This is a genomic window from Variovorax sp. J2P1-31, from assembly GCF_030317215.1.
Lineage (GTDB): Bacteria > Pseudomonadota > Gammaproteobacteria > Burkholderiales > Burkholderiaceae_C > Variovorax.
In genome coordinates, this window is record NZ_JASZYA010000003.1 from 1,018,085 (window position 1) to 1,035,225 (window position 17,141).

Genomic DNA, 17,141 nt, shown 5'->3' on the forward strand with positions numbered 1-17,141 from the left:
AAAGAGGGCCCACGGGCCCCACCGCACGCGCAAACTCCCATGAACGCCGAGGTGAACCGCCCTGCCGGTTCGACGACTGCCTCGTTTCGATTCGCCGTCTGAAGAGCCATCGCCCCCGCGCGATGCACCGAAGGAGCAAACCCGTTGCAGGGCGCAACGGGCGAATCTCTCAGGTACCCAGGACAGAGGGAGCGGCAACCTGAACCCCGGGCCGGGCGTGCACGACAGCGTGCGCCGGTCCGCCGTTTGTGCCTTCCCACAAGGAACCGGACCATGCGCGTGATCGTTCTGGGCGGCGGTCTTCTCGGCGTCGCCTCGGCTTACTACCTCCAGCAGCTGGGCCACGAGGTCACGGTGATCGACCGCCATGCGGCGCCCGCCGCCAAGGCTCGGGGCATGGCGAGCGCGCCCTCGCGCCCGCCGCTGGCGCCCCCGCCCGCGCGCAGCCTGTGCCGCACCGCGATCGACGGACTGCGCCGCCGGCTGCACCGCGTGTCCGGCTACCTGACGGGCGTGCGCCAGCGGCCGGCCACGCGCCTGGAACACATGGTGCGCCTGGCCACCTACAGCCGGGAGACGGTGCACGAACTGCGCAAGGAAGCCGGCGTCTCGCAGGACCTGCGCAGCGCCGGATGGATGCGCGTCTACACCGATGCCAAGGCCTTCGAGGCCTTCACGCACAGCGTGCGCCGGCTGCAGGCGCTGGGCTGCTCGCTGCAGCTGCTGTCGCCCGAACAGGCCATCGGCATCGAACCCTCGCTGCAGCACCTGCACGGCCAGCTCGCCGGCGCCGCCTTCACGCCCGAGGACACCTCGCGCGACCCCGCGGCCTTCGCGGCCAGCCTGGCCTTCATGTGCCGCGCCGCCGGCGTGCGCTTCCTGATGAACCACTCGGTGGTCAAGCTGCATGCGCGCGACGGCCGCATCGACCATGTGGAGCTCGCCAACCTCGACGGCGAGCGCAGCATGCTGCGCGCCGACGCCTATGTGCTGGCGCTGGGCACCGGCAGCGTGCCGCACGCGCAGGCGCTGGGCATCGCGATGCCGATGCGCCGCATGCGCGAGTACAGCATCGTGCTGCCGATCCAGGACATGGCGGGCGCGCCGCAGGTGATGCTCAACGACCGCCACGAGCGCCTGCGCATCCGGCGCATCGAGACGCCCGAGGGCGAGCGCCTGCGTGTGTGCTGCACGGTGCGCCTGGCCACCGACGCACAGGACCTGCCCGACTCCACGCATTTCGCGCGCATGCTGGCGCGGGTCGAGACGCTGCTGCCGGGCGTGGTCGACCCGTCGCGCGCCGAGTTCTCCAGCACGCTGCACGCGCGCAGCGCCAGCGGCATGCCGCTGATCGGCCGCACGCCGCTGCGCAACCTGTTCCTCAACGCGGCGCCCGGTGCGCAGGGCTGGGTCAACACCTGCGGCGCGGGCAAGTCGATCGCACGCATCGTGAGCGGGCTCTCGCCCGAGGTGGAATTCGCCTTCGCCAAGGGCTGAAGAAGCCCGGGCGGCGGGCTCAGTCGGTGACGAACACCGTCAGCACGCCGGTGTAGCCGTACACATGGTGGCGGGCGATCTCGCCGGCCGCGAAGAAGCCGGTCAGCGGCACGTCGCCCAGCGCATGGCGCACGATCTGCATCTCGGCGCCCGGCGCGCCGAAATGCGCGCCGCCGCGCCCCGAACAGCTCACGTACACCGCGCCCGCGATGCGGCGCGCCGGATGCGGCGCGGCCTCGGCCTCGCCGGCCGCGACGGCGCGGGCCGTGGCCAGCGTCTGCTCCTCGGGCTCGAGCTCCTCGCGGATCTCGGCGCAGATGCGCATCAGGTCGGCGCGCGCGGCCTGGGGGCTGCGCCGGCAGAAGCTCATGCGCATGCCGGCCTCGGCCGTGTCGGCGATCGCGATGCCGCGGCGCGTCGGGTCGAGGCCGATGATGTGGCGCACCAGCACGTCGGCCCCCAGGTCGCCGGTGCGGCGGATGCCGTCGCTGCCGGCGTCGACCAGGCCGACCAGCGTGGCGCGCACCACCTCGATCGCCTCCTGCGGCGCATCGAGCGAGATCTGCAGGTCGGCCAGCAGCACGTCGAGCGCGGGCTCGCCGTCCAACTGCAGCAGCAGGTTGCCGTCGGCCTCGGTGATCTCGCGCTCGCGGGACACCGGCTCGCAGCCCTGCGTGACGCGCGACACCAGCCGCACGCCCTCGCCGAACACCACGCCGGACATGCCGCCCGAGAACACGCCGCGCGCGGCGCCGTGGCCGCGGATGTTGCCGTTGCCGCCCAGCGCGAACTGCAGCGCGCCGCGGCGCCCGGACGACAGGCCGCCGAACAGGTAGCCGGTGTCGGTGCGCCCGGCCATCTCGCCGACCAGCTCGGCCAGTTCCGGCGTGCCCGGGTCGGCATGCACCAGCGCCGTGTGCGCCTCGAAGCCGCTCATCTCGGAGCTGCCCAGCGGCGCCACGCCGGAGAACACGCGGTACTGGTCGCTGGGCAGCGCGCACAGCATCACGCTCAGCGCCGGCTCGTCGAAGTACTCGGCGTTGTTGGCCGCGACGCCGAAGCCCACGGTGCCCGACCAGTCGGTGATCTCGGGCAGTTCGGCCCCGAGGTGGTCGAGGATGTCCTGCGCCTCGGCCGCGTAGTGGTCGGTGATGTAGAGCAGGCCCAGCGTGGGGGCGGCGGCGTAGTCGGGCAGCGCCATCTGCGCGCGCAGCTGCGCGAGCGCGAGGCCCGCCGCCATCCGCCATTGCGGATGGGTGGCGTGGCCGGTGGGGAAAAGCTTCATGCGCGCGGTCCGGGGTCCTGGTGGGAGAAAAAAGAAAAGGGCTCAGCCGCGCGCGCGCCGGGGCGCGGCCGCGGCGGGAGGCTTGGCGGCCGCCGCCTTGCGCGGGGCGGTCTTGCGAGCGGGCTTCTTGCTGGCGGCCGGCTTGGCCTTGGAGGGCTGTGCCGGTGTCGCGCCCGGCATCTTGGCGTGGGCCGCCTCCTGCATCGCGGTGCTGGCGATCTGCTGGAACTGCTGGGTCAGCGCGTTCCACCACTGCAGCGGATCGACCACGCCCGGTGCCGCGGCCGCCTTCTCGCCAGCGGCCTCGGCGGCGGGTGCGGGCGCCGGTTCAGGCGCGGGCGCGGGCGCGGGGGACGGCGACGCGACGGGCGCCTCGGCCGGTGCCGCCGCCGGCCGGGTGAAGACCTTGGCCAGGTCTTCCATCTGCACGTTCATGCCCCGCAGCGTCGACAAAGTCATCTTCTGCACCTCGAGCGCCTGGATGGTGGCCTTCAGCGCATGGCCGTTCTGCTCGAGCCAGTACTGCACCGTCTTGAGTTCCTGGATGCGCTTTTCGAGTTCCTCGACGCTGAGCGTGGGCGCCACCCAGTTCGACAGGCTGGGCATGCCGCTGGCGGCAGCACCGCCGGTGGCCGTGTTGCCGGCCAGCCCCTTGAGAAAATCGAAGCCGGGAACGAACTGGCTGAAGGCAAAAGGGGAATTCGCGTCGCTCATGGCTGTCTCCGGCAGTGGTGGGCACCAGCTTACCCCAGGCCGCTGGCGCGCGGCGCGCCCACTCAGTGGCGGTGGGCCGGTGCCGCGGCCCCGGCGGCGGCGCCCGGGGCAACGCTGCGCACCGGCACGTTCAGCGCCAGCGAGCTCCTGGCGCCCTTGGCGTCCTCGAACTGCAGCGTGATCGGCAGGGTCGCGTCCTTGACGATGGGCTGCTTCAGGTCCATCAGCATCAGGTGGTAGCCACCCGGCTTGAGTTCGACCGTGCGGTGCGCGGGCAGCTCGACGCCGGACACGCCGCGCATGCGCATGGTGTCGCCTTCCATCTTCATTTCATGGACCTCGGCCACCCCGGCGGCCGGCGTGCTCGCGCCGACCAGCTTGAGGCCTTCGTGCGCCGTGAGCTTCATGAAGGCGCCGGTGCCGCTCTGGCCGGGCACGGCCGCGCGGACCCAGGCGTCCTGGACGTCGACCGGCGCGGCCGTCTGGGCCCCGACCGACGCACAGGCGACGAGCGCCATGCAGGCGGCGGCGCGGCGGAAGGTGGTGTTGAAAGTCATGCGGGAACTCCTTGGAGACAGGAAAAGGCGGGGGGTCGAAGGGCGGCGGCGGCCTGCGGGGCAGGCCTGCGGGGCAGGCCTGCGGCGTCTCGCGCGGCGAGGCGAGACAGGCACAGGGATCAGGCGCGAAGCGGCGGCCCGCGGGCCGGCAGCGGCGCGGCGGCGAGCGCCACGCGCGCGGCTTCGACCGATCGCGGCAGGCGCCCGCGCGGCAGCGGCGCCGTAGCCAGCGCCTCGGAAGCAGCGTGCGGCGGCGCCCCGCCCGGCAGACACAGCGGGCAGTCGAGGTGGCCCGCGCCGAGCTCCTGCACGCCGTCGGCCGTGTGCACCACCATCTTCACGGCACCGCTGCTGGCGCACACCAGTTCCAGCGCCTGCGACTGCAGCAGCGGCGATGCCGCGGCCGCACCCAGCGACAGCACGAAACTCCAGAGCACGAGGCCGCCCAGCGCGCCGAGACGGCGGAAGCAGAGGAGGTGGCGCAGGAGGGCGGGCATGGGAGCGGCGATTATGGCGCCGGCACCTGCCGCGTCACCCGGAAGCCCCGGGCCGCCAGCAGGGCCGGCAGGCCCTTGGGCCCGACCATGTGCAGCGCGCCGACCGCGGCGAAAACGCCGCGCCCCTGGCCATGCAGGCGCGCGATGCCCTCGGCCAGGCCGGGGTTGCGATCGTCCAGCAGGCGCTGCAGCGCGCGCTCGTCGGTCGCCGTCTTCACGCAATCGCACCATCGGCGGTAGTCGGACAGCTTCTGCCAGTCGCTGGAAGCCCAGACGGTGGCCAGTTCGGCGCCGAGCGTGCGCGCCTGGCCGGACTCGAGCTCGTCGAGGGTCTCGTCGACCTGCGCGCCCTCCTCGGCCTCGCTGTCGCCGGCCAGGGCCTTCAATTGCATCTGCGCATCCTCGAGCGCGACGACCGGCCTGGCGTGGCGGCGGGCATAGACGCCGAGGAAGTGCTCGCTGCCCCATTCCGAGAACATCCCGTCGTGGCGCACCGCCAGCCCGGCCAGCGTGGTGGCCTGCAGGATCGGCCGCAGGCGCGCCAGCGCATCGGCCGGCAGGCAGGCGATCGCGATCTGGCGCTCGAGCCGGCGCCGGCGATCGGGCGTGAGGATGCGGGCCACGGCGGCGGCGTCGAGCGGCGCGGTGAACACCGCCAGCGTGGCCGGGTCCGACAGGTCCAGTTCCAGCGCGATCACCTCGCTCCGGCGCAGCGCCGCGCCCACCTTCGCACCGGGTGGGATCCAGCTCGGCTTGCCCACATGCATGGTGCCGTAGAGCCACGAGCTGTGGCCGTCCTTCTCGAGGCGCCACAGGAAGCCCCGGTCCTGGGGCGGCTTCGAGGCGTCCTGCACCGCGTCGCCTGCGGGCGTGGGCACGGGCACGCAGACGGCCGGCGCCTCCGCCGCCAGCGCCGCGCCCGCCATGCCCAGGGCCAGCCAGGCCGCCGCGATGCGCCTAAACAGGCGCGCCGCGCCTGCGCATCGAAACGATTGGAAATGGCGCTGCAGGCGCATGGTCTTCCCCGGGGGCCGAAGTATGGATTTGGTTACAAGGCGGCTATGCTGACCGCATGCAGAGCATATTTCACCTCGCCTTCCACGTTCGCGACCTCGACGGCGCGCGCCGCTTCTACGGCGACGTGCTCGGCTGTGCCGAAGGCCGCAGCACCGAGACCTGGGTCGACTTCGACTTCTTCGGCCACCAGCTCTCGCTGCACCTGGGCGAGCCCTTCGCCACCACGCGCACCGGGCGCGTGGGCGATGCGATGGTGCCGATGCCGCACTTCGGCATCGTGCTCGAGCTGCCCGACTGGCGCGCGCTGGCCCAGCGCCTCGAGGCCGCCGGCACCGACTTCGTGCTCGCGCCGCAGGTGCGCTTCGAAGGCCAGCCCGGCGAACAGTGGACCATGTTCTTCTGCGACCCCTTCGGCAACCCGATCGAGGTCAAGGGTTTCCGCTCCTTCGCCGCGCTCTACGACAAATAGCCGTGGCACCCGACCCCATCATTCGCGCATTCGAGCCGCAGGGGCTGGAGAATTGAAGGCATGAACCCACGCACGCACATGGTCTGGATGTCGGCCCTGATGGGACTGGCGGGCGCCGCGCATGCGGTGCAGGACTGCGAGCTCAACGGTGCCGCGGTCAATCCCGCGAACGGCTACACCACGCAGGGCAAGACCGGCCTGATGCGCTGCAAGGACCGCGACAGCGGCGAGCTGCAGCGCGAACAGGAACTGCGCAACGGCGTCTTCATGGGCATCGTGCGCTACTACGACAAGGGCAAGCTGGCCAAGGAGCAGAGCGTCAACGCCAAGGGCAACCTGCACGGACGCGCGCGCGAGCTCTACCCCGACGGCCAGGTGCTGCGCGAAGCGACCTACGACGACGGCCACGAGCTCGGCCTGGTGCGCAGCTTCCACCCCAACGGCCAGCTGCGCCGCTTGGCCTTCTACGCCGACCCCGGCGGCGAGCGCGCGGCGGCCGAGTTCACGCCCGGCGGCCAGCTCTCGGCGCTGCGCTGCGCCGACCGGCCGGTGCTGGCGCCGGCTTTCGACGACGCGCGCCTGTGCGGCTTCGTCGGGCCCCAGCCCTCGCAGGTCGAGCTGTTCGACGGCAAGGGCGGCCTGCGCGCGCGGCTGTCCTTCACGACCGGCAAGCGGGTGCGCAGCGAGCGCCTCTACGACAACGGCAAGCCCGAATCGCTGGACGAGCTCTCGGGCAACCAGCGCACCGAACAGCGCTTCTCGTCGGAGGGCGTGAAACGCTACGAACTGGTGTCGCTGATCGCCGAGCGCAGCGTGCAGAAGCAGCGCGAGAGCGAGTACTCCGAGCGGGGCACGCTGGTGCGCGAGCAGCGCTGGACAGCGGCCGGCCTGCCCGCGAGCGACGACAGCTACTACCTCAATGGCCAGCCGCGCAGCAAGACCGCCTACAGCGGCGACGGCCTGGCGCGCGTGGCCGACATCAGCGAGTTCCACGACAACGGGCAGCGCGCCGCGCAGGGCCGCTTCAGCGCGCCGGCACCGCGGGGGCGGCTGCTCGCGATCGGCCTGCACCGGCGCTTCGACCTGCAGGGCCGGCTGATCAGCGAGTCCAACTACGACGACAAGGGGCGGGTCACGCGAGAGCGCACCTGGGACGCCAACGGCCTGCCCGACCGCGACGACGAGGTCTTCGAGGACGGGTCGCGCAAGGCCAACGCGAAGTAGCGCCGGCCCTGGGGTCGACTCAATCCAGCTTGACGCCCGCGGCCTGGATCACCGGGCCCCAGCGCCTGGCTTCCGCGCGCGCCAGGCCGAAGAACTGTTCGGGCGTGCCGGGCATGGCTTCCATGCCGATGTCGGCGAAGCGCTTCTGCACCGCGGCCGTGGTGAAAGCCTTGTTGAGGTCGCCGTTGAGCTTGCTCACCACGTTGGCCGGCAGGCCGGCCGGGCCCAGCAGGCCCTGAAAGGCGAACACCTCGCTGTCGCGCACACCCACCTCGGCCAGCGTCGGCACCTCGGGCAGCAGCTTGCTGCGCACGCCCGAGCCGATGGCCAGCACGCGCACCTTGCGGCTCTGCATGATGGTCAGGCCCGAGGCCAGGTCGAGGAACATGCACGGCACCTGGCCGCCCATGACGTCGGCCATGGCCGGCGCCGCGCCGCGGTAGGGGATGTGCGTGATGAAGGTGCCGGTGCGGTTCTTGAACAGCTCCATCGCCAGGTGGTGCGGCGAGCCGTTGCCCGGCGACGCGTAGTTCACCTTGCCGGGGTTGGCCTTCACATAGGCCAGGAACTCCTTGAAGTCCTTGGCCGGGAAATCGGGATGCACCACCAGCGCCAGCGGGAACTTGCCGATCGCGCCGATGTAGCTGAAGTCCTTCTGCGGATTGAAGGGCAGCTTGCCGAACAGGTGCTCGTTGAAGGCCAGCACCGCGTTGTCGGCCGACAGGATGGTGTAGCCGTCGGGCTTGCTCTTGGCCACCAGGTCGGCGCCGATGTTGGTGGCGGCGCCGGGGCGGTTGTCGATCACGATCTGCTGGCCCAGCGTCTGGCGCATGGCTTCGGCCAGCGTGCGCGCGATGACGTCGGTGCCGCCGCCCGCCGGATAGGGCACGACCCACTTGATGAGCTGTTCGGGGTAGGCCGACTGCGCGCGGGCAAAAGGCGCGGCCGCGACGGCGGCGCCCGATGCGAGCGTGGCCAGGAGGGTACGACGGTCCATGGATTCAATCTCCGTTTGTGGTTGTGAGGGCAGACAGGGATGGTACGGGCAGGTCCTGCAGCGCGTGCACCAGCGCTTCGCTGCAGCGCGCCTCGTCGCCGACCTGCTCGAACAGCAGCAGCGCGAGCCGCGCGAGGAACAGCGACTCGCGCTCGGGCCCGGCTTCGGTGATGGCGCGCGCGCAGGCGGCGTAGAGGCGGTCGCGGGCTTCGGGAGGCAGGGCGGTGTTCATGGCTGGCTTTCGGTTGGGATGGCGCAGAGGGCGCGGCGCAAGGCGGCCACGAGCGCACCGCGGGGCACGCGGCGCCAGCGCGCGGCGACATGGCCGTCGGGACGCAGCAGGTAGGCCGCGCCATGCTGCGCGCCCAGCTCGGCGAACAATGCGCCGTCGTTCGCGATGCGGCGGACCTGCAGGCTGCGCACCTCCTGCTGCGCATCCCCGAGCTCGGCCTCGTCGACGGGTTCGGCCATGCCCTCGGGCGTCAGCACCAGCAGCATGAAGGCCGCCGCGTTCACGTCCACGAAGCCCGGCATCACCTGGCCTGGCAACGGCCCCGCGGGCAAGGCATCGCCATCGCTCGACAGCGCCGACGCCGCGTAGCGCACCGCCTCGGTCTGGCGCGGGTTCACGAGCTGCGCGATGTCGCGGTGCGCGCCGGCCAGCGACAGCGCGGCCTCGCGCATCAGGTCGAAGCCGCGCGAGGGTGGCGACATGAATTCGGTGCTGCGCATCGCGTTCTCGGCGTTGATGCGGAAGGCCTCGATGCGCTCCTGCGAGTAGCTGTCGAGCAGCGCCTCGCCCGCGACGCCCTCCGCCACTGCCGCCAGTTTCCAGGCCAGGTTGTCGGCATCGTCGAAGCCCGAGTTGAGCCCGCGCACACCGAAGATCGGCATCGCATGGGCCGCGTTGCCCGCGAAGAGGGTACGGCCATGGCGGTAGCCGGCCAGCGTCATCGCGCCCGCGCGGTAGACCGAGGACCACACGGTCTTCCACGGCAGATGGCCTTCGCCGATGGCGTCGAGGTGGCGCTGCACGAACGCGCGGATCGCCTCGGGCGTCATCGCCTCCTCGGTGCGCTGGCCGGCGCGCAGCTGGTAGTCGATGCGCCAGATGTCGTCGGGCTGGCGGTGCATCAGCACGGTCGCGCCGCGATGCCACGGCGGGTCGAACCAGGCGCGACGCTCGGTCGGGTAGCTGCTCGGCAATTCGATGTCGATGATCACGTAGCGACCCTCGTAGGCCGCGCCTTCGAGCGGCAGGCCGAGCGTCTTGCGCACGAAGCTCTGGCCGCCGTCGCAGGCCGCGAGCCAGCGGCCCTGGAGGGTGTAGGCCGCGTCGCGGTTGCGCACCGCGAGCGTCACGCCCTGGGCATCCTGCGCGAGCGCCGTCACCTCGGTGGCCCAGCGGATGTCGATGAGTCCGGGCTGCCGCGCATTGCGCCGATGGATCGCGTCGAGCAGGCTCTGCTCGATGTCGTACTGCGCGAGGTTGACCATCGGGGGCAGCGGCTGCCGCGGGTCGTGTGGCATCTCGAAGCGGAACACCTCGTCGGTCTTGTAGAAGCTGCGCCCCACCGACCACGGCAGGCCCTTGGCCAGGAAGCCCGGCAGCGCGCCCAGCCGTTCCACGATCTGCAGGCTGCGGCGCGACACGCAGATCGCGCGGCTGCCCACGCACACCGTGTCGTCGGCCTCGATCAGCACGCTGCGCACGCCATGGTTGGCCAGCCCGAGCGCCAGCGCCATGCCGACCGGCCCGCCGCCCGCGATCAGCACCGGATGCACGCCGGGTTCGCGGTCGTCTTCGAGCGCCGGCGTGCGCGGCGCGTAGCGCGTGTAGTGGAAGCTGCCGACCGAAGGCGGCAGCGTGCTTTCGTCCGCGCGCGGCGGCACGGGCCCACTGGCGGCATCGCCGGGACGCGCGGAAGGGGCGACAGGGGCTGCGGTGTTCATGCGACGGGATTCTCCCGATGGCGAGACCGGCGCGGTGTCATAAGCTCGTACGAGGGGATTACCCTGATCACCCCTCTCCCGACTCGCAATGAAACGCTGGCGCATCCCCCCGTCCGACCTGCCGATCGCGCCCGCCGTGATCGGCGACGTGCTGGCGGGCATCGGCACGCCGCAGCTCGCGACCCACTGCCTGGCCGCCATGCAGCGCGTGCTGCCCGCCACCTTCTGCACCGTGTTCGCGGTCGGCGCCTCGGGCGCGCTGGAGGCCGTGTCCGCGGCCAGCAGCTATGGCAACACCGCCGAGCGCACAGCCGCGCGCTACATCGCCGAGCGCTTCGACCGGCTCGATCCGCACATGGTCTGGCTCGCGGCCCGCACGCGGCCGAAGCAGGCGCAGCGCTGGATCGGCCACCACCTCGGCGACGAGATCGAAGACCTGGCCTACCGCACCGCCTGCTACAGCGACGTGGGCATCCGCGAGCGTGCGTCGGTGCTGTTGCTGCTGCCCACGGGCCAGCGCGCGGCCGTGAGCTTCTACCGCAGCCTCGCCCAGCCGGCATTCGATGCCGGCGACTTCGCGCAACTCGAAGCGCACGCCGCGCTGCTGGCCGACGCGACCGCCGCCCACGGCCGCAGCGCCGTGGTCGCCCGCGAAACCGCCGGCCCCGCGCTCGCGCCGCGCCTGCTCGCGCTGAGCCAGCGCGAACGCGAGGTGATCGGGCATCTGCGGGCCGGCCGCACGGCCAAGGAAACGGCACGCGAGATGGGCATCGCACTCACGACGGTGCGCACGCATCAGTACCGGGCGTTCCGGCGGTTGGGGATCGGGTCGGTGAGGGAGTTGTTGCGCGGCGGTGGCGCCGCCGCCTGAAACTGCTCAGCCCTCCGCCGCCGCCTGGCTGCGCGCCAAGGCCTGCGCCTTGAGCGCCTCCGCCGCGGCCCGCTCACGCGCCCCCGGCGCCACGACTTCCTGGTCGATCGCGCCGAACAGCGTGCGGCCGTCCGGGCCCTTCATCTCGATGCGGATGGTGTCGCCGTAGCGCATGAACTCGGTGCTGGGCTGGCCGTCTTGAATGGTCTCGATGCAGCGCTTCTCGGCGATGCAGGAATAGCCCTTGGGCCAGTCCATGCCGCCGCCCTTGCGCTCCACGCCCTTGTTGCTCACGGTGCCGCTGCCGACGATGCTGCCGGCGCGCACGTTGCGGGTCTTGGCGATGTGGGCGATCAGCTGGCCGAAGTGGAAGGTCATCTCCTCGCCCGCATCGCACAGGCCGACCTTGCGGCCGTTCCAGCTGCTCTGCAGCGGCAGGTGCACGCGGCCGTCGCGCCAGGCCTCGCCGATCTCGTCGAGGGTCACGGCGACCGGGCTGAAGGCGGTGGCGGGCTTGCTCTGGAAGAAGCCGAAGCCCTTGCCGAGTTCGGCCGGGATCAGGTTGCGCAGGCTCACGTCGTTGACCAGCATCACCAGGCGGATGCCGTCGAGCGCCTGCTCGGGCGAGGCGCCCATGCGCACGTCGCCGGTCACGACCGCGAGCTCGGCCTCGAAGTCGATGCCCATGGCTTCGCTGGGCACCACGATGTCGTCCATGGCGCCGATGAAGTCGTCGCTGCCGCCCTGGTACATCAGCGGGTCGGTGTAGAAGCTCTCGGGCACCTCGGCGTTGCGCGCTTTGCGCACCAGCTCGACGTGGTTGAGGTAGGCCGAGCCGTCGGCCCACTGGTAGGCGCGCGGCAGCGGCGCCATGCACTGGGCCGGGTCGAAGGGGAAGGCATGGCGCGCGCGGCCGTTGTTGAGCTCGTCGTAGAGGTCCTGCAACTGCGGGCTCAGGAAGCCCCAGTCGTCGAGCACCTGCTGCAGGCGGCTGGCGATGCCGGTGGCGTAGTGGGCGAGCGAGAGATCGCGCGAGACGACGACGAGCTGGCCGTCGCGCGAGCCGTCCTTGAGGGTGGCGAGTTTCATGGTGGCGGCGGGCCCGGATGCGGCCTCGCTACTAAACTGGTGGAACGGCGGCAGTGTACCGAGGTGAACCTCCGGCGCGCCGACCGGTCCATACCTGATGACGCTGCACGCCCTCTCCCCCGCCGCCGGCCATCGTCCGGCCGAGCGCACCGCATGGCGCACGCCGCTGGTGGTGAGCGCGGTGGTGGTGGCCGCGCACCTGGCGCTGCTGGGCGCGATCCCGATCGGCCACACGCCCGATGCGCAGACGCCGGCCGAGCGCTTCATCACCCGCACGATCGTGATCACGCCGCCGCCGCTGCCGCTGCCTGTTGCGGAGGTGCCGAAGCCCGCGCCCACCCCGGCGTTACCGCGCGCCGCCCCCCGCCCCAAGCCGGCGAAGCCGCGCCCCACACCCGCGCCGGCGCCCGTGCCGCAGGCGATCACGTCAGCGGTCGAACCCCAGGCCGAGGCGCCCGCCGCGCCCGGCGATGGAGCCCCCGCGGTCGACAACACCCCCTCGTCCACGGCCAGTGCCGCACCGGAGCCCCCACCCCCGCCGCCCCCTCCACCGCCCGCCGAGGCCCCGCCGCCGCTGGCCGTTCCCGGCGCGGTCCGGCTCAAGTTCGCCGTCACCGGCCAGCAGGGCGTGGCACCGATGAGCGGCGTCTTCGGCGAGCTCACCTGGCAGCAGGACGGCCAGGCCTACGAGGCGCGGCTGTCGCTGAGCTTCCTGTTCAAGACCCTGCGCACCCAGCAGAGCACCGGCCACATCGGCCCCGCGGGCATCACGCCCGACCGTTTCTCCGACACCCGCAAGACCGAGGTGGCCTCGCATTTCGTGCGCGACCAGGGCCAGATCGTGTTCAGCAACAACGCGCCCAGCGTGCCGCTGCTGCCGGGCGCGCAGGACCGGCTGAGCGTGATCCTGCAGCTCGGCGCGCTGCTCGCGGGCGACCCGGCGCGCTATCCGACCGATGGCGCGATCGCGATCCAGACCGCGGGACCGCGCGATGCCGACATCTGGATCTTCAAGATCGGCGAAGAGGAGAACCTGCGGCTGCCCGGCGGCGATTTCGCGGCCCGCAAGCTCACGCGCAATCCGCGCTACCCCTACGACGACAAGGTCGAGCTCTGGCTCGCGCCCGCGCTGGGCTACCTGCCGGTGCGCATCCTGCTGACCCAGCCCAACGGCGACTTCGCCGACATGCGTTTGCGCGAAAGGATCGCCGGACCGGGGCCGAATTGAGGCCGAAGATGGGCTTTGACCACCTTCAACGTCAGCCCGTCTTGAAACTGGCGCGTTAAATGCTATCTAACCGTCATGAACGCCATCGACATCCTCACGGGATCCGCCATGAACATGCTTTACGACTCGGAGTCCTTCGTCGTCGTGCACGTGCAGCCCACCGAGGGCGAAGCACCGGTCGCGCCGCATCTGCCGGTGCTGGCGCGCCACGGCTTCGAGATCGTCGACAAACGCTCGGGCAAGGAGGTCTACCTCGACGGCTCCTGGGCCGAGCTGTTCCAGCAGCAGATCACCGCCTGGCAGCTCAACACGCCGACCCAGGAAGAGGTCGAGGACACGCTCGAGGGCTACGCCGAACTCGCGCAGAACCCGGTGCTGGTGCACTGAGCCTGCGGACGAGGCCTCAGCGCCGCCCGTAGAGCCAGCCGTACATCGGCCCGACCAGCAGCAGCACCGCCACCAGCCGGCAGACCTGGAAGGCCGTCACCACCGGCACGCCCAGCTGCAGCACCTTGGCCGTGATCGACATCTCGGCGATGCCGCCCGGCGAGGTGCCCAGGATCATGGTGGCCGGATGCAGGCCCGTGCCCCAGGCCAGCAGGAAGGCGAAACCCGCGCAGACCGCGATCAGCACCAGCGTGCCGCAGGCCACGCTCAGCAGCCAGCGCGGCGCGGTGTGCAGGAACTCGCGGCTGAAGCGCACGCCCAGGCTCACCGCGATCACCAATTGCGCCGCGTTCGACAGCCACTGCGGCACCGCCGACAGCTGCACGCCGCTCACCGTGAAACCGATCGCCACCAGCAGCGGCCCGATGAACCAGGGGTTGTTGCGGCCGGTGGCGCGCATCAGCAAGGCGCCCGCGCCGGTTCCCAGCGCCAGCAGCGCCAGGCCGCCCCACTGCACGTTGCGCACCGAGGGCGGGTTGATCTCCAGGCCGTGCAGCCCGCTCCACTGCATCGCGAAAGGGATGGCGATGGTCACGATCACCAGCCGCAGGCTGTGCGCCGCGGCCACCAGGTCGGTGCGCGCGCCCACCCGCTCGGCCATCAACGTCATCTCCGAAGCCCCGCCGATCGCGCCGGCAAAGTAAGCAGTGGCTCTCATGGAACGCTCGGGAACATGGGGCATCCGGGGCCCGTGCCCGCGTTCGAGCCAGAGGCCGAACAGCCCGCCGGCCAGCAGCGCCCAGACGATGGCCAGCACGATCGCCCACCAGATGCTGGCCACCAGCGCGACCACGTGCGGCGTGAAATAGAGGCCCAGCGCGCCGCCGATCACCCACTGGCCGGCGTTGCGCAGCACCGTGGCGCTGGCAGTCGGCGCGTTGGCGATGGACGCGATCGATACCGCCAGCAGCGGGCCGATCATCCAGGGCAGCGGCGTGCGCAGCGCCAGGCAGAGTCCGGCGGCGGCCAGCGCGAGCAGCAGCGTGGCGACGACGCGCAGCGGAAAAGGACGGAAGGAAGCGGGCAAAGACGGCATGCGGCGGAGGATGGCGGCCGGACACCGCAAGCGACGCGTAGTATCGCCCGATGCCCGTCCGCTTCTCCTCCGTCCGGCATTTCGCCGCCCTCCTGAGCGCCGTGATCGCGCTGTCCGCCTGCACCCTGTTCCCGGTCGCCGACGACGCGCCGGTCGCGCGCAAGCTCGCGGCCCTGCCGCCGGCCGATGCGCTGCTGCTGGGCGAACAGCACGACGCGCCCGCGCACCATGCGATCGAACGCGAGACCGTCGAGGCGCTGGCCGCGCGCGGCCGGCTCGCCGCGCTGGCGCTGGAGATGGCGGAGGAAGGCAACGACACCACCCACCTGCCCGCCAATGCCACCGAGGCCCAGGTGCAGACGGCCCTGCGCTGGAACGACAAGGCCTGGCCCTGGGCCGACTACGGCCCCGTGGTGATGGCCGCGGTGCGGGCCGGCGTGCCGGTGGTCGGCGCCAACCTGCCGCGCGCGCGCATGAAGGATGCGATGGCCGACGTGTCGCTCGATGCGCAGTTGAACGAGGCGGCCCGCGAGGCCCAGCGCGAAGCGGTGCGCAGCGGCCATTGCGGCCTGCTGCCCGAAACGCAGATCGGGCCCATGACGCGCATCCAGATCGCGCGCGACCGCGCGATGGCGCAGGCCGTGCTCAAGGCGCGCCAGCCCGGCAAGACCGTGCTGCTGGTCGCCGGCGCCGGCCACGTGCTGCGGCCGCTGGGCGTGCCGCAGCACCTGCCGAGCGACTTCAAGGTGACGAGCGTGCGGCTGCTGGCCTCGGCGGCCGTCGATGCGGACGGCGCCCGCGGCTACGACGCCACCTGGCGCACCCCGCCGCTGCCCGAGAAGGACTACTGCGCGGGCGTCAAGGCGCCCGCGCGCCCCTGAAGGAAAAGACTCAGGCCGCCTTGCGGATCGCGTCGGCCAAGGTGTTGACCAGCGTGTCGATGTGCGACTTCTCGACGATGTAGGGCGGCGCGATCACCACCACGTCGCCGGCCGGGCGCACCAGCGCGCCCTTGTGGAAGCAGTCGACGAAGATGTCGTAGGCGCGCTTGCCCGGGGCGCCGGCGATGGGCGCCAGCTCCACCGCCGCGGCCAGGCCCAGGCTGCGGATGCCGATCACGTTGGGCAGGCCCTTGAAGGCGCTGTGGAAGGCATCGCCCAGCACCTGGCTCATCTCGCCGGCCCGCGCGAACAGGTTCTCCTGCTGGAACAGCTCGAGCGTGGCGATGGCCGCGGCGGCCGCCACCGGATGGCCCGAGTAGGTGTAGCCGTGGAAGAACTCGACCACGTGCTCGGGCGCGTCGGTCTTCATCATCGCGTCGTACAGCTTGTCGCGGCAGATCACGCCGCCCATCGGGATCACGCCGTTGGTCACGCACTTGGCGAAGTTCAGCATGTCCGGCACCACGCCGTAGTAGTCGGCGCCGAAGTTGGTGCCCATGCGGCCGAAGCCGGTGATGACCTCGTCGAAGATCAGCAGGATGCCGTGCTTGTCGCAGATCTCGCGCAGGCGCTTGAGGTAGCCCTGCGGCGGCAGGTACCAGCCGGCCGAACCGGCCACCGGCTCGACGATGATCGCGGCCACGTTGCTCGGGTCGTGCAGCGGCAGGATGCGCTGTTCGAGTTCGAGCAGCGGGTCCTCGGCCCAGACCGGCTCCTGGTTGTGGATGTAGGCATGGTTCACCGGGTCGTGGATGAAGCGCATGTGGTCCACGCGCGGCAGGAAGGCCGAGCCGAAGACCTTGCGGTTGCCCGGGATGCCGCCCACCGACATCCCGCCGAAGCCCACACCGTGGTAGCCCTTCTCGCGCCCGATGAACACGTTGCGGTGGCCTTCGCCACGGGCGCGGTGATAGGCCAGCGCCACCTTCATCGAGGTGTCGGCGGCTTCGGAGCCCGAATTGCAGAACAGCACCTTGTTGAGGTCGCCCGGGGCCAGCGCCGCGATCATTTCGGCGGCCTTGAAGGCACGGTCGTTGCTGATCTGGAAGGCAGTCGCGTAGTCGAGGGTGTCGAGCTGCTTCTTGATCGCCTCGTTGATCGGCTTACGGTTGTGGCCCGCGCCCACGCACCACAGCGAGGAGATGCCGTCGATCACCTTGCGGCCGTCGTGGGTGGTGAATTCCATGCCGTCGGCGGCCACGAAGACCCGCGGGTCCTTCTGGAAGGCGCGGTTGGGGGTGAAGGGCAACCACTGGTTGTCCATGTTGAAGTCGTTCTGAGCCATGGTCACTCCTGCTGAGGCGTGCGTGAGAAGGAAA

Annotated in this window: 18 protein-coding genes and 1 riboswitch; of the genes, 7 read left to right on the forward strand and 11 right to left on the reverse strand. The window is 71.5% G+C overall.

Features of this window, described 5'->3' with window-relative positions; all coding sequences use genetic code 11:
* Positions 1–88: 88 nt before the first annotated feature.
* Positions 89–196, forward strand: a riboswitch (glycine riboswitch).
* A gap of 77 nt (positions 197–273) precedes the next feature.
* Positions 274–1,497, forward strand: a complete 1,224-nt coding sequence (locus tag QTI20_RS24630) for an FAD-dependent oxidoreductase (protein ID WP_286553596.1) — start codon at positions 274–276, stop codon at positions 1,495–1,497.
* 19 nt (positions 1,498–1,516) lie between these two features.
* Here QTI20_RS24630 and QTI20_RS24635 read toward each other — a convergent pair whose 3' ends face one another.
* The 5 genes from QTI20_RS24635 to QTI20_RS24655 all read right to left on the reverse strand — a co-directional run bounded on the left by QTI20_RS24635 (position 1,517) and on the right by QTI20_RS24655 (position 5,566).
* Positions 1,517–2,782: an FIST signal transduction protein gene (locus QTI20_RS24635; RefSeq protein ID WP_286553595.1), complete on the reverse strand. Its 1,266-nt coding sequence runs from the start codon at positions 2,780–2,782 to the stop codon at positions 1,517–1,519.
* Between the two features lie 42 nt (positions 2,783–2,824).
* Positions 2,825–3,496, reverse strand: coding sequence for a PhaM family polyhydroxyalkanoate granule multifunctional regulatory protein (locus QTI20_RS24640; protein ID WP_286553594.1), 672 nt, complete (start codon positions 3,494–3,496; stop codon positions 2,825–2,827).
* Between the two features lie 62 nt (positions 3,497–3,558).
* Positions 3,559–4,053: a copper chaperone PCu(A)C gene (locus QTI20_RS24645; RefSeq protein WP_286553592.1), complete on the reverse strand. Its 495-nt coding sequence runs from the start codon at positions 4,051–4,053 to the stop codon at positions 3,559–3,561.
* Positions 4,054–4,172: 119 nt separating this feature from the next.
* Positions 4,173–4,550, reverse strand: coding sequence for a hypothetical protein (locus QTI20_RS24650; RefSeq protein WP_286553591.1), 378 nt, complete (start codon positions 4,548–4,550; stop codon positions 4,173–4,175).
* Between the two features lie 11 nt (positions 4,551–4,561).
* Positions 4,562–5,566 (reverse strand): TraB/GumN family protein, encoded by a 1,005-nt coding sequence (locus QTI20_RS24655; RefSeq protein ID WP_286553590.1) that lies wholly within the window; start codon positions 5,564–5,566, stop codon positions 4,562–4,564.
* Positions 5,567–5,622: 56 nt separating this feature from the next.
* Here QTI20_RS24655 and QTI20_RS24660 point away from each other — a divergent pair, with 56 nt between their 5' ends.
* Positions 5,623–6,036, forward strand: coding sequence for a VOC family protein (locus tag QTI20_RS24660; RefSeq protein ID WP_286553589.1), 414 nt, complete (start codon positions 5,623–5,625; stop codon positions 6,034–6,036).
* Between the two features lie 60 nt (positions 6,037–6,096).
* Complete coding sequence (locus tag QTI20_RS24665) at positions 6,097–7,260, forward strand: toxin-antitoxin system YwqK family antitoxin (protein ID WP_286553587.1); 1,164 nt, start codon at positions 6,097–6,099, stop codon at positions 7,258–7,260.
* Between the two features lie 19 nt (positions 7,261–7,279).
* On the opposite strand, the gene QTI20_RS24670 is transcribed toward QTI20_RS24665, so the two are convergent.
* The 3 genes from QTI20_RS24670 to QTI20_RS24680 are packed head-to-tail and all read right to left on the reverse strand — an operon-like array spanning position 7,280 to position 10,210.
* Positions 7,280–8,257, reverse strand: coding sequence for a Bug family tripartite tricarboxylate transporter substrate binding protein (locus QTI20_RS24670; protein WP_286553585.1), 978 nt, complete (start codon positions 8,255–8,257; stop codon positions 7,280–7,282).
* A 4-nt stretch (positions 8,258–8,261) separates the two neighbouring features.
* Positions 8,262–8,489, reverse strand: coding sequence for a hypothetical protein (locus tag QTI20_RS24675; protein ID WP_286553584.1), 228 nt, complete (start codon positions 8,487–8,489; stop codon positions 8,262–8,264).
* Positions 8,486–10,210, reverse strand: a complete 1,725-nt coding sequence (locus QTI20_RS24680; RefSeq protein ID WP_286553583.1) for an FAD-dependent monooxygenase — start codon at positions 10,208–10,210, stop codon at positions 8,486–8,488. Before QTI20_RS24680 ends, QTI20_RS24675 begins: the two co-directional genes overlap by 4 nt.
* 88 nt (positions 10,211–10,298) lie before the next feature.
* Here QTI20_RS24680 and QTI20_RS24685 point away from each other — a divergent pair, with 88 nt between their 5' ends.
* Positions 10,299–11,081, forward strand: coding sequence for a helix-turn-helix transcriptional regulator (locus tag QTI20_RS24685; RefSeq protein WP_286553581.1), 783 nt, complete (start codon positions 10,299–10,301; stop codon positions 11,079–11,081).
* Positions 11,082–11,087: 6 nt separating this feature from the next.
* On the opposite strand, the gene QTI20_RS24690 is transcribed toward QTI20_RS24685, so the two are convergent.
* On the reverse strand, positions 11,088–12,170 hold the full coding sequence (locus QTI20_RS24690) for a fumarylacetoacetate hydrolase family protein (protein WP_286553580.1): 1,083 nt from the start codon (positions 12,168–12,170) through the stop codon (positions 11,088–11,090).
* A 97-nt stretch (positions 12,171–12,267) separates the two neighbouring features.
* On the opposite strand from QTI20_RS24690, the gene QTI20_RS24695 reads away from it, so the two are divergent.
* Positions 12,268–13,398 carry a DUF3108 domain-containing protein gene (locus tag QTI20_RS24695; RefSeq protein ID WP_286553579.1) on the forward strand — a complete coding sequence of 377 codons (1,131 nt, stop codon included), beginning with the start codon at positions 12,268–12,270 and terminating at the stop codon, positions 13,396–13,398.
* A 108-nt stretch (positions 13,399–13,506) separates the two neighbouring features.
* Entirely contained in the window at positions 13,507–13,785 is a 279-nt protein-coding gene (locus QTI20_RS24700; RefSeq protein WP_183024447.1) for a BTH_I0359 family protein, read from the forward strand.
* A gap of 16 nt (positions 13,786–13,801) precedes the next feature.
* Here the strand turns inward: QTI20_RS24700 and QTI20_RS24705 are convergent, their stop codons facing one another.
* Positions 13,802–14,881 carry an AbrB family transcriptional regulator gene (locus tag QTI20_RS24705; protein WP_286553577.1) on the reverse strand — a complete coding sequence of 360 codons (1,080 nt, stop codon included), beginning with the start codon at positions 14,879–14,881 and terminating at the stop codon, positions 13,802–13,804.
* Between the two features lie 50 nt (positions 14,882–14,931).
* Between QTI20_RS24705 and QTI20_RS24710 the strand changes: the two genes are divergently transcribed.
* The gene (locus QTI20_RS24710; RefSeq protein ID WP_286553576.1) at positions 14,932–15,762 is read left to right on the forward strand and encodes a ChaN family lipoprotein; all 831 of its coding nucleotides are present in this window, start codon (positions 14,932–14,934) and stop codon (positions 15,760–15,762) included.
* 10 nt (positions 15,763–15,772) lie between these two features.
* Here QTI20_RS24710 and aptA read toward each other — a convergent pair whose 3' ends face one another.
* Positions 15,773–17,107 carry an omega-aminotransferase AptA gene (gene aptA / locus QTI20_RS24715; RefSeq protein WP_183024444.1) on the reverse strand — a complete coding sequence of 445 codons (1,335 nt, stop codon included), beginning with the start codon at positions 17,105–17,107 and terminating at the stop codon, positions 15,773–15,775.
* Positions 17,108–17,141: the final 34 nt, after the last annotated feature.